This window comes from Sphaerospermopsis sp. LEGE 00249 (assembly GCF_014299995.1).
Lineage (GTDB): Bacteria > Cyanobacteriota > Cyanobacteriia > Cyanobacteriales > Nostocaceae > Sphaerospermopsis > Sphaerospermopsis kisseleviana.
Genome location: NZ_JACJUZ010000104.1, coordinates 1 through 12,307, shown reverse-complemented (window position 1 = coordinate 12,307; position 12,307 = coordinate 1). Strand labels below are relative to the sequence as shown.

Annotated in this window: 12 protein-coding genes and 1 pseudogene; 6 read left to right on the top strand and 7 right to left on the bottom strand. The window is 36.1% G+C overall.

Going from position 1 to position 12,307, the window contains the following annotated elements; translation table 11 throughout:
* Positions 1-164: 164 nt before the first annotated feature.
* Positions 165-740 carry a leucyl/phenylalanyl-tRNA--protein transferase gene (gene aat, locus H5968_RS23115; protein ID WP_187041811.1) on the bottom strand — a complete coding sequence of 192 codons (576 nt, stop codon included), beginning with the start codon at positions 738-740 and terminating at the stop codon, positions 165-167.
* Positions 741-942: 202 nt separating this feature from the next.
* On the opposite strand from aat, the gene H5968_RS23110 reads away from it, so the two are divergent.
* Complete coding sequence (locus H5968_RS23110) at positions 943-1,272, top strand: hypothetical protein (RefSeq protein ID WP_187041810.1); 330 nt, start codon at positions 943-945, stop codon at positions 1,270-1,272.
* Positions 1,273-1,420: 148 nt separating this feature from the next.
* Here H5968_RS23110 and rpsN read toward each other — a convergent pair whose 3' ends face one another.
* The 5 genes and pseudogenes from rpsN to H5968_RS23085 all read right to left on the bottom strand — a co-directional run.
* On the bottom strand, positions 1,421-1,723 hold the full coding sequence (gene rpsN / locus H5968_RS23105; RefSeq protein ID WP_096570571.1) for a 30S ribosomal protein S14: 303 nt from the start codon (positions 1,721-1,723) through the stop codon (positions 1,421-1,423).
* Positions 1,724-2,010: 287 nt separating this feature from the next.
* Complete coding sequence (locus H5968_RS23100; protein WP_187041809.1) at positions 2,011-2,298, bottom strand: UPF0175 family protein; 288 nt, start codon at positions 2,296-2,298, stop codon at positions 2,011-2,013.
* Positions 2,299-2,379: 81 nt separating this feature from the next.
* On the bottom strand, positions 2,380-3,927 hold the full coding sequence (locus tag H5968_RS23095; protein ID WP_187041808.1) for a DUF1802 family protein: 1,548 nt from the start codon (positions 3,925-3,927) through the stop codon (positions 2,380-2,382).
* Positions 3,928-3,933: 6 nt separating this feature from the next.
* Positions 3,934-5,484, bottom strand: coding sequence for an ATP-binding protein (locus H5968_RS23090; RefSeq protein WP_255427233.1), 1,551 nt, complete (start codon positions 5,482-5,484; stop codon positions 3,934-3,936).
* Between the two features lie 76 nt (positions 5,485-5,560).
* Positions 5,561-6,067 (bottom strand): annotated as a pseudogene (locus H5968_RS23085) (hypothetical protein); the annotation flags it as partial.
* Between the two features lie 449 nt (positions 6,068-6,516).
* Between H5968_RS23085 and H5968_RS23080 the strand changes: the two are divergent.
* Together H5968_RS23080 and H5968_RS23075 are read left to right on the top strand one after the other, a co-directional pair.
* The gene (locus H5968_RS23080; protein WP_187041807.1) at positions 6,517-6,714 is read left to right on the top strand and encodes a hypothetical protein; all 198 of its coding nucleotides are present in this window, start codon (positions 6,517-6,519) and stop codon (positions 6,712-6,714) included.
* Between the two features lie 138 nt (positions 6,715-6,852).
* Positions 6,853-7,314 carry a DUF29 domain-containing protein gene (locus H5968_RS23075; protein WP_187041806.1) on the top strand — a complete coding sequence of 154 codons (462 nt, stop codon included), beginning with the start codon at positions 6,853-6,855 and terminating at the stop codon, positions 7,312-7,314.
* Between the two features lie 127 nt (positions 7,315-7,441).
* Here H5968_RS23075 and H5968_RS23070 read toward each other — a convergent pair whose 3' ends face one another.
* On the bottom strand, positions 7,442-9,463 hold the full coding sequence (locus H5968_RS23070; RefSeq protein WP_187041805.1) for an elongation factor G: 2,022 nt from the start codon (positions 9,461-9,463) through the stop codon (positions 7,442-7,444).
* 418 nt (positions 9,464-9,881) lie between these two features.
* Between H5968_RS23070 and H5968_RS23065 the strand changes: the two genes are divergently transcribed.
* From H5968_RS23065 to H5968_RS23055, 3 genes are all read left to right on the top strand, one after another.
* A complete protein-coding gene (locus tag H5968_RS23065; RefSeq protein WP_096570589.1) occupies positions 9,882-10,847 on the top strand; it encodes a lipopolysaccharide assembly protein LapB in 966 nt (321 codons plus the stop codon).
* Between the two features lie 207 nt (positions 10,848-11,054).
* Positions 11,055-11,606: a phosphate-starvation-inducible PsiE family protein gene (locus H5968_RS23060; protein ID WP_187041804.1), complete on the top strand. Its 552-nt coding sequence runs from the start codon at positions 11,055-11,057 to the stop codon at positions 11,604-11,606.
* Positions 11,607-11,813: 207 nt separating this feature from the next.
* The gene (locus H5968_RS23055) at positions 11,814-12,053 is read left to right on the top strand and encodes a hypothetical protein (RefSeq protein WP_096570593.1); all 240 of its coding nucleotides are present in this window, start codon (positions 11,814-11,816) and stop codon (positions 12,051-12,053) included.
* Positions 12,054-12,307 lie beyond the last annotated feature (254 nt).

Sequence of the window (12,307 nt, the reverse complement as noted above, 5' to 3'; positions counted from 1 at the left end):
ACATAGGGAATAGAGTGACTGGTGATTGGTGATTGGGGACTGGTGACTGGTGACTGGGGACTGGTGACTGGGGACTGGTGACTGGTGACTGGGGACTGGTGACTGGGGACTGGTGACTGGTGACTGGGTAATCAATTTGATGTTTCCTAATCAACTATCAACTATCATTCTAATGAACAAGATGTTTGCAAAGCTTGTCCCAGCAACGTCTTATATTCTTGAGTAGCAACGTTATAAGCACCAAATCGGGCTAAATGGGGATTCATCATTTGTGCGTCAAACAATAAAAATTTCCTTTCTCGCAACCTTTCTACTAGCTTCACCATCGCTACTTTAGAACTTTCAGGAATGTTATAAAACATAGATTCACCAATAAAAGCACCTCCAATCACAATCCCTAAAATTCCCCCTGCAAGTTGATCACCGTGCCAGGTTTCAAAACTATAAGCATAACCAGTTTGGTATAGTAACCAGTAGATTTTTTTTAATTCTTCAGAAATCCAAGTTGTTTCTCGGTTAGCACATCCATTAACCACACCCATAAAGTCACGGTTAACCGCTACTGTAAACTTTTCTTGGTTCAGAACTCGTTGTAATGACTTGGGATAGTGGAATCTGTCATCTAAGGGAATCAAAGTATGTTCTCTACTTCCATACCATCCCAAGTGATCATGCTCATCAGCCATGAGAAAATATCCTTGAGCATAACCTCGAATAATAGCACCAACATCATATTCCATAGTTTATGAACATCATAACAAAACCCCCAGAAGAACACGACTTGCTGTTATGGCAATGTTCAGGATGGTGACAAAGGAGATCAAGAGATGATGAAAATCAGACTAAAACAGGGTTTTATTTCTGACTCCTGACTCCTGACTCCTGACTCCTGCTTCTTCTGAGATTACCTTGGTACACAAAATCTATTTAAGATATACAAACATGACTCAGCCAATTCCACCTATTACCCTACCACCTACGGAAAATCCTCAACAAGAAGGCGAATGGTTGCAAAAGCGACTGTTGTTATGGCTAGATACAGAATTTCTTCCCGAAGTAGTTAATCAAAAAATTGCCCAACGTGCAGCGCAGATTTTTGTCAGGCAACGCATGGAAGGAGAAGATGATTTAGGATCTCTGGTAATTGCTATTGTTACAGAGATGCAGTCCTTTGATTTTTCTAAAAGCTTTTATGGAGAGTTTGCGATCGCCAACGCCGTTAGCGATCTACTCTTAGACAGTCTGGGAATTGATCGTTGTTGTGGACAATGACTTTGGGCATTGGGCATTGGGCATTGGGCATTGGGCATTGGGCATGGGGCATGGGGTTATTAATCTCCCCCTGCTTCCCCTGCTTCCCCTGCTTCCCCTGCCTCTTCGCTGTTACCTATTCCCTATTCCCTATTCCCTGGGTTAATGACTACCAGCTAGACTTGACAACCCCAGGTAATAAACCTTGGTGCGCCCATTCCCGCAGAACGTTCCGAGATAGTCCAAAATCACGGTAAACTCCTCTGGGACGACCTGTTAACCAACAACGGTTTTGACGGCGACTAGGTGCGCTGTTACGGGGTAGTTGTTGAATTTGGCGGTGAATTTCTAACTTATCTAGGGGAGATTCTGCTGATCTGAACTCTTCTAGCAGGGCTTCCCGTTTTGCAGCGTATTTTTCCACCATTTTAGCGCGTTTCTTCTCGCGCTCAATCATGCTCTTTTTAGCCATAAAATATCTAATCTATTAAAAGGCAGCGTTTCCTATTCTACACTCTCTGCGTCGGGAACGTCTCTACAATAATCAAAAAATCCGTCGTTTTGCAATCATCATTTTTTTTGGTGTTTTTCCGCAATAGAGATAGTCAAATCTATTGACACGGACAGAAAACCCTGTTATGATAATCTTGATGAGGAAGAACTATCTTGTATGCATAAGCAAGTTGTGTCAAGATTTGTCAAATCATGAAATTAACAATAACTTCATCTTCAACTTTATTTTCTGAGCTTGTGTGATCGCTATTCTCCTGCAATTGATAAAATTTCTGCACACAACTGTTTACGAATCCAGATTGTAGCTTCCAAACTCTTGACATCCTCTCTCAGTTCAGCAATATCATAATGAAGAGGAATTTTGCGACTAGCAAGCAATCGCTGAAACTCAAGTTGATTCATACCGACAAAATTACTCGCTTGTCCTAAAGTAAACCGTTCTTGTGTAAACAACAAGATAGCTATTTCCTGAATTAATTCCTTGTCAGACATTTGAATAGTCTGCAAGACCTCATCTGTAATCACCACACTCATCTTTTTACCTCTTCAACTTCTTGAAGTTATCCTCAAATTTATACTACACAGCAGCAATATATATCTAAGTTTAGTCTAATTTTAATTTATTGCTAAGTCGCGTAAGTAATAAAAGCGATCTTTTGTCCAATCATCTTCTTTAATTCTTCCTAAATAACCTGTTAATGGTGATGATAGTTCTATGAGAAGATCGTATAATTCTCGTTCATCTAAGTTTTGTGGTGGTGTAGAAGTCACATATATTGCATGAAGTGATTCTACTTTTGCACTTTCATTTTGGGAAAGTTGTAAGTAGTTTTTTAATACTTGGATAATATGCGATCGCAATTTTATTTCTTGTTCTACTTTTTCTATATATTCGTTAATTTTATCATCTATTTGCCCCGGTTCTAAATATTCTTTTAATTCCATTAGGTTTATTGCACCTGGATATTTTGCTTTTAATTCTACTAATTTTTGTAATGTCATAGCTTTAATAACACTGGTTTTAGATATTTTAGCAGATTTAACTAAAGATGCTTTCAGTTGTTTGGTAGGTTCACCAGGTCCGATAATTAAACGTACTGCTTGCAGATAATTTTCTTGCAGATGTCTTTTACCAATTCTATCTAATTCTTCTACTGCACGATCTGGAATGCTTTTACCTGCTTTACATTCACAGACTAAAGGATAGGGTTGAGAACAATATAAATCTAAACCTCCCGCACCTCCTTTATAAGCAGTTTCTACTTTAAAACCTAGAAACTCTAAACTTTTACGGGAGATGTTTTCAAAGTCTGTACCCGCTTGATAGTTACTTTTTTTCTCTTCAAATTCTATGCTTCTATCTCCTAAAGATGCAATTGTTTGAATCCAAGTTAAATCAGAATTTAGGGGATTTTTAACAGGTTTGCTACTCCATCCTAAAAATACTCTAATTTCCTGTTCTAATTGTTGTGCTGCTGCGTTATTAGTAGCTATCGATAATAATAAACTTTGTAATTCTTCCAGTTCAGGATGTAGGGGAGGTTGACGGTTTTCTAGTTGTTTTTTCCGTTGGTTAAATACATAATCACTTAATACGGGTTTAGCTTCAGATACAGAAATGTTATTAGGTAAGGGGGCAAATTTTCCTAGTTTTTCTTGAATGTTGGGAATAGCTGGAATTTCTAAAGGTTGATCTAAATGATAAACTCGTAAATAAGCAAGGAAAAAATGGGGACGGTTTTTTAATATGTCATCAAATCTTTCTTGTTTCCAGATGGTTAATTGAGATAAAATATCTAGTGAATCGGTTTGATCTAAAGTTCGGCAAAGTTCACATTTAGCCCATGCTTTAATCAAAACATTACTTTCAGATAAAGGTAATTGTAACTGTTGATCAGTTTCAATTAAATTAAGCTGTTGAGGTTGTAGTAAAATACCTGGTTTATGAAATTTTTTCCATGCAGTTTTAGCAGTGGTTAAGAAGTTTGTCCGGTAATGTTTATCAATTTCTACTGTAGATATTTCCACAGGATAGAGAGCGAATGTTTTACCTGGAGTAAGAAATATCCGGGGTATAGCAGCAATTATTCGCCCTTGTGTTAAAGCGTCAATATCAGGGGCTGGTAGACATATTGCATTATAAATTGAAACTGATTTATTCATAATTAATTAACCTAATAAATCACTTAAATCATCTTCAGTTTGATCATCAACATCAGGCGTGTTAACATCTTCATCATCTCCAAATAAATCACTTAAATCATCTTCATTATTAACATTTGGCATATTACCAGATGGATCACTGAGAATCTCTTTTAATAACAAATTATCAAATGTGATATTGTTTTTAGAGATAAAATCAAAAATTTGATACTCAGTTAGTTGGTAATTTTGCCGCTTTTGATAAATAGCCAATATTGCTATGAGTGGGCGAATTTGATCTTCTATTAAGTCTACATTTTCGCCCCCTTTTTGTGAGATAAGTTCATTTAGCAACCTATATGCTTCTGAATTTTTCTTCATTTGTTCTATTTTCGATTTAGACCGGACTAAACAACCACGTGTTAAATCAAAAGTATGATAGTCATTCAACCGTCTTAAAGCTGCATTTAATGTAAATTGAGAATCTTGGACAACTGCTACACCAATTTTTACTTCTTTACCATTTTCATTACCGATAATTTTGAATTTTATAAAATTGTTATTCTTGGATTTAGGTAAAATATCTTTGTTAATTTCTTCAATTATTACTCCTTCTAATGTTTGTCCTTTTAAAGTATTAAAGCCAAAATAAAGAGCTTCTGCAATAAGAGAACCATCTTCTATATATTCTTCAAATTTGATTTCACTTTCCCTTTGAAATGCTAATTCAAACCTCTCTAATGGATCAGGAGGAAGTTTTTGTTCTTCAACCTTAAAGTTATCTGCACACCATCGCAAAGCCTCCCTAACGGTTGGTTTAAGTTTCCCGTATTCTCTGAGTTGAGCTTCTTCAAATGGGTAAAGTGGATGAGGAGGAATTAAATTTTTTGAACTGTAATATTCCTGCAACCAAACAGTTACTAATTGCACCATAGAATCAGCATTAACAGGTTTTAATTCTATAGGTTTTATTTGTGTATATTTTGAAAGCCTGTCTAATGTAGCTTTTTGCTGTTGTTTTATTACATCTTTCCATGTTTCTGTTTTCATTACTGTGAGAATAACCACACCTTGTCCAAGTTCGGAATTTTCCAAAGTATCATGAAGAATTTTTACAAGGTTGGCAATTACTAATTCTGTAGTTAAACCATCTTCATTACAATTATTTTCTACATCTATTTCATCAAAACAAATGACAACTGGATTATAGAAACTGACTAAATTTAAAATTTGCTGAATATTCTTGAGTGCTTCTGCTTCTCTATCTTGATTAGTTTTAGTAGCATTAGGTAATCCCAAATCATCAGCATTTGATTGAGCTAAATCTTCACCAGATAACCATAATTTTGCAAAGGAAACTTGTATTTGTGAGAGTGTCCATAAAATAGCTCTAACAATATAAGGATCTGTTCCAGGTTTATTTTTCATTACCTTGTTTTGCAGAACATCTATGAGATTACTATTTCTAGCTAATCTCTTTTTATAAGTAGAGTCAAATTTTTTGACTAAATCTGCTGGAGTAGGAGCATTTTCTTCTCCTTCACTAACCATAGCTGCGGCTACTTCTTGCCATTGCATGACTTCTTGACTTCCAGTTTTACTCAAACTATCTGCTAAAGTTTGCTGGAATTGGTATTTAACTAAATTTAAGTCCTCTTCTAATGCGATAAATAGGTACTAAATCATCTAGGTTGTAATCCTGGTTCAACTTATCATAAACATCTAAAGCTACAGTTTTAAACTCCTCATAAGAACCAATCACCCCACCCTTAACCCCATTACCTGAAGCAACCGGCGCACCTACCACAACATCAATATCACTGATCCACCGCAACAACGCATTAGCAGCCCAAGTACCAACAATAGTTCCCTCAAACTTAAACTCTTTACTACGCAAACCCGCACCCAACACTTCTAAACCCGTTGGTGATGTGAGAGTATAACTAATAGCAGAACCTTTTTTAGAGACAGTAATAGCTCCCTGTGCTTCTAAATCCTCTAAAATACCTTGATAGTCGGCCATCTTCTGACCTTTAGACACTACCCGCTTGCTTAACTTACCCTTAGCTACCTTCTGCTGACTTGCTCCCAAATCCCACAACGCAAGCAGCAAGCGAGTTTTAGCGTAACTTGCCTGTAAATCCTTAGTCTTTGAACTCATGGTGATGTGTGTTAAATAACTGCAAATATTATAATAGTGATTGTAATTTTTATGTCACCACAATCAAAAAATTGTTTAATTTCTCGATATTTCTTATAAATTGCTCAAAATTTCTACACAAAAAGCAACAGATAATTTACGTAACTTATAAAAAATACAAGTAGGTTGGGTTTACGCAAAACACCCCAACATCATAACCAACAAAATAACGTATAATTAAAGGCTATAACATATAAAAACGAAAATAAAATTTTAACTGATGGGAAAACTAAACTTTCTTAATATGGTATTTTGCCATAAATGCAAGATAATGATGTAATTTTTACATAAAATAATTAAACCAGTGACAAAAATAACAGATGATGAAAATGACATTGTTTGTTACTGCTATTCCCCACTACAATACACCCAATGTAGTGGGTTTTATCTGATATTCAGAGTTTTTAACTATGTCAGACTCCAAAGACGCGCAACCAATGTCATGTAAGAGTATTTGTAAAGACTGTGCTTTTTTAGTCCAGGAGGAATGCACTCACCCTGATGAATTAGGGGTTAATTGTGCTACTGTCATTTTTTGTAATTCATTCACTCCAGCAGTAGAAGTTGATAGTCCTTGTGTGACTTTTGGTAATGATGATGAATATTAATGAAAAACGGAAGGTAGAAACTTCCTGATAGCATTTCCAGTCAGGAGACTGGGAACGAGGAAAAGTAGGAATTATTATATAATTACTTAAAGAAGCTACCAAAAAATCTCACAATTTCTTTGCGGAGTTTTCCAGCAGATGAAAGCAAATCAACCTACAAACCTTGCTAGTTCAAATCTTTATAATGAAGATTTTTATTTATGGATAGAAACTACAGCTAAACAATTAAAAAATGGTAACTTTGCAGAAATTGATTTAGAGAATTTAATTGAAGAAATCGAAAGCATGGGAAGAAGTGAAAAAAGATCATTAAAAAGTAACTTATTAATTTTATTAATGCACCTTCTCAAATATAAATATCAACCAGATAAACGCAGTAATAGTTGGTTATCTACTATTTTTGAACATAGACGCAGATTGAAAGAAGAATTAACCGAAAGTCCCAGTTTAAAAAAATATTTTGCTGAAGTATTTAGCGAATGTTATCAAGATGCGAGAAAACAAGCATCCTTGGAAACAGGTTTATCAATTGATACTTTTTCTGTAGACTGTCCTTTTACTACAGATGAAATTTTAAATCAAGATTATTTACCAGAATAAACACTTGATTTTTCTGATCTTATCTTCTCCTCTTCCTTTGCGTCTTTGCGTCTTTGCGTGAGAAAAAAAAGGAAGGTAGAACCTTCCTGATAGCATTCCCAGTCAGGAGACTGGGAACGAGAATTGACTATTTACCGTTTTTAATTAAAACCCGTTCGGCAATTTTATCCGGTACTTCTTGCAGGTGATCATATTCCCAATGGAAAGAACCAACGCCCAAGGTAAGCGATCGCAATTCTACAATAAAATCGTGCATTTCTGCTTGGGGTAAGTATGCAGAAACATTATCCCATCCTGACCAATCTTGTCTACCTTCATAACCCAAAATTTGTCCCCGTCTACCACTTAAAAGTTGTAAAACTTTAGAGGTAAACTCATTAGGAGTATTCACATCTACCTTTAAAATTGGTTCTAAAAGGGTAGGTTGTGCTTGGGGTACTCCTGTTTGCATCGCTAAACGTGCAGCTTGTTTAAAAGCTTGTTCTGAACTATCAACAGTGTGATAAGAACCATTAGTTAATGTCACCGCAACATCAACCATTGGAAAACCTAATGGACCATGTGCCAGAAATTCTTTCACACCCATTTCTACACCAGGAATATATTGTCTAGGAACAACACCACCAACAATTGTTTCCCGGAAATTGAAACCTTCTCCCCTTGCTAATGGTTGAATGTCTAAATAAACATCTCCAAATTGTCCATGTCCACCACTTTGATGTTTATATCTACCATGAACTGAAGAAACAGGTTTGCGGATAGTTTCTTTGTAAGGAATTTGGGGAAGATGGGTAGACATGGGTAAATTATATTTGCGTCGCAGTCTATCTAACGCAACTTGCAAATGTATCTCACCTTGTCCCCACAAAATTACTTCGTGGGTGTCTCCATGTTGTTCCCAAGCTAAAGCGGGATCTTCTTCTAATAACTTAGTAATAGCAGCACTAAGTTTGACTTCATCATTACGTTTTTCGGGTGTTATAGCTAAAGCAAAAACTGGTTCTAATTGTTCAGCTTTTGGTAATTGTTTAATGTGGGAATTGGTAGAAATTGTATCTCCGGTTTTAACTCCTTCTAACCTAGAAATAGCAACAATTTCTCCAGCTACAGCTTCGTTAATTTGCTGTTGTTGTTGTCCCATTAAACGGTAAATTCCACCAGCACGAACGCCATTTAAAACAATACCATCTGTTAACGTTCCTTGCCAAACTCGCACTAAGGAAAGTTTGCCACCTTGGGGAGTATAAAAGGTTTTGAGAACTTGCGCTAAAGGAGTATCACTAATTTTTTCTAAACGCCGTTCCATTGTGGTTTCTGGTGCTGGTGCTTCCCTTAATATTGCTTCTAATAAAGGTCTCACACCATAATCTTGTTCCGCAATTCCAAAGAAAACTGGTACTACTAAATCAGCACCTAATTCTAGTTTTAAATCTTTGAGAATTTCTTCTTGGGGAGGTTCGATATCTTCTAATAATTCTTCCAACAAATGATCATCAAAATCAGCCAAAGTTTCTAACATTTCTGCTCTTGCTTGATGTTCTTCGGCTTTTAATGCTTCTGGAAATGGGATGGAATCAGCAGCAGCACCAGGATGATATTGATAAGCTTTTTCACTTACCATATCAATAAATCCTGTGAGTTCTTCCCCTTGCATAATGGGGAATTGATGCAGCACTAAAGGACGACTAGAAACGGCTTTGAGGGCGTTTAATGTTTCTAAAACATGAATATTTGCCCGATCCATTTTATTCACAAATACGATGTGGGGAATTTCCCAATCATCGAGAAATTTGAATAATGGGGCTAAAGTTAAAACTCGATCTTTGATGGGTTCGCAAACAACAATTGCAGCATCAATTCCCATTAAAGCATTATAAGTTTCTTGGACAAATTCTACTGAACCAGGACAGTCTATAAAGGTGAAGCGTGTATTTTCGTATTCTGTACAAGCTGTGGAAACTTCTACACTCATGCGGCGATCGCGTGCTTCATTAGCACTATCTCCGACTGTGTTAGCATCTTTAATGTTACCTTTGCGAGAAATTGCTCCGGTGACAAATAACAAACTTTCTAATAATGTGGTTTTGCCACTAGAATAGGGTCCAACAATTGCTACATTCCGCGAACCGGATTTTACTTTTTCGCTCATAAACCCTCCTTTACGGTGATTCCCTCAACCGCATTATGTATTTTTCAGGAGTAATTTTTTTAGCTTTCAGCAGTCAGCTTTCAGCTTTTTAACAGCTATACTCAAAATTGTTATTGGCTTATTTCACTGATTTATCAAACATTATGACTACTGTACGGGCAAAGTAGGCGCGAAGCATTCGGAAAATAGCCTTTTCATAAAATTGATAATTAGTCGCCCGAATGCTTCGCCTCTACGACTCTTGACTCCTGACTTTTTTATTATCCATCTTTTAAGCTCGGTGCAAAAAAATTGTAGTTTATCGTAAGATTAAGATTAAGTAATATTAAGCTATGCTAATTTATATACCAATTATAAAATATTTGTTAAAAAATAGGTTCATACTCAATATTTAGTGACAATATTATTCGGCTAATTTATGACTATTTCCTTAAAAAAATATCCTTTTATTGGCATTGTTACTTTACTGGTACTAGGTATCAATATTAAACCAGTATTTTCCACTTCTCCCCATTTCCCCATTTCCCCATCTGCTGTCACCTGTCACCTGTCATCTGTTACCTGTCACCTCTTAGCTCAAACTCCTCGTCAAATTGCTTTAGACTGGTTAAATAGGGGTTTACAAGCTATTCAAAGGGGAAAAATACAAGAAGCTATTAACGCTTTTCGTCAAGCAACACAATTAGATCCGACTTTAGCAGCAGCGCATTATAATTTAGGGTTAGCACTGCGACAAACTGGAAAGTTACAACCAGCAGCGGACGCATTTTATCAAGCTACGCAAGCCGATCCACAGTTTGCATTAGCTTTTGCAAATTTAGGTAGTGCTTTGTTAGAAGGGAATAATTTACAGTTAGCAAATGATTATTTACAACGAGCTTTACAACTAGATCCAAAATTGGGTTTTGCTCATTATAACTTAGGATTGATACGAGAAATTAAAAAAGATTGGGATGGGGCGATCGCCTCTTTTCAACAAGCGATCATACATAGTCCAAATTCTCCAGAACCTTCCTATCATTTAGGACTTTGTTATTTACAAAAAGGTAGAATTGAACTAGCAAAATCAGCATTTACCGCTGCAATAACCATCAATCCCAGATATGCAGAAGCTCATTATAATTTAGGTTCAATTTTATTTAATCAAGGCAAATTTAACGAAGCATTAGCAGCATTTAGAAAATCCACCCAAGCAAATGCAAATTATGCCGATGCTTATTATGGTGCAGGATTAGTATTTGTACAATTGAAACAATATCCAGAAGCCGTAAAACTAATCAAATATGCGAGAGATTTGTATAAAAATCAAGGTAATACTCAATGGGTGAATAATGCAGACAAATTGTTAACACAAATACAAAAATTAAATAACAAACCACGCTGAGGCAGAAAACATTAATGTTACGTAAAAATAGGAATATTGGTAAGAGTTCAGAATTGAGTCAGTAGGGGTTTAGCAATGCTAAACCCTAACAGTAGTCAGAATATTTGATCAATTATCAACCAATGATTTTTGGTGTAACCCTAAAAAGCTGACTGCTGATAGCTGATAGCTGATAGCTTACTGACTGCCATTGGAATGTAAACAGTCATGCAAAAACGCTTCAAGAGTAGATTTTTATTTTGCGATCGCTGGTTAGATCGCTATGCAATAGTGCGTAACATGGAGGCTTTTCAAGACCTCATCGTGATGGTATTATGTTTAGCCTTATTTGCGGTAATGTTGATACAATTGTGGGGTATAGTTATTGCCATCATTAACTCATTACACTACAAAGAATTGACATCAAAAATACTATTTGTGTTAATTCTCGTGGAATTATTTCGACTACTCATAGTTTACTTACAAGAACATAGTATTTCCGTAGGTGTAGCCGTGGAGGTGGCAATAGTTTCCGTACTGCGGGAAGTAGTTGTTCATGGTGCGTTAGATATTTCCGGCACACAAACAGCAGCAATTTGTAGCTTATTACTCATTTTGGGGGGACTATTATTAGTATGTGCGAAAACACCCCACATGGACTGCATGAGTGCAAACACAAAATATTGTCCTATCGTGCATCAAGAGAATAGAGAAATACAAAACAAATTCGTATTTCAGTATTCCGATGAATATGAGGATAACCCACCTCTGTCAAAGTAAATATAGCAGTGGATAGATCCCCAACTTCTTGAAGAAGTCGGGGATCTGGGTATGACGTTTTTTAAAGTTGAGTTACTTAAAACCTTGTTCAATTATTAACTGAATACTTCTATCTAAAGGTAATAATTTTGTCCACTTTGAGATAGATGAATATAACTTAAATAACCTGTATAAATTCAATAAATAGTTAAATAAAGGAGCAAAAAAATGACTGCTACCCAGACCAAAACTCAAGAACCAATTAGTAATTTAGAATACGACTTTATCACAGTATTGCATAACAAAGCAGCAGCAGTGCAAGCTTACGAACGTTACATTCAAGATGCACAAGAAGCAAATTCTCAACCTTGTGTAGAACTATTCCAAAAATTGCGTCAGTCAGAAATTGACGGAGCGCACGAAATTCGTGAACATCTGCAACAAGTGATGGCAAAAGGAAAGATGTAATTTTGTAGGGTGCGTTAGATCCCATAGCAGTTAATGTACATTAACCCTATTGTTGCGAGCCTAACACACCCTAAAAACTAGATAGGAATCTGGATCAGGAGAAATATCAGTTAAGCGAAAAGTATCACTGCTATATAAAACCTAGACAAAACTAGACTTTACTTTCTACTTCAACGGGAGCATGGGAGCAGTTATCCCTCAGTAGACTTTCACGCCTTAGCCAGACGCGATTGTGTTCCAATTAAGTTTCTCAA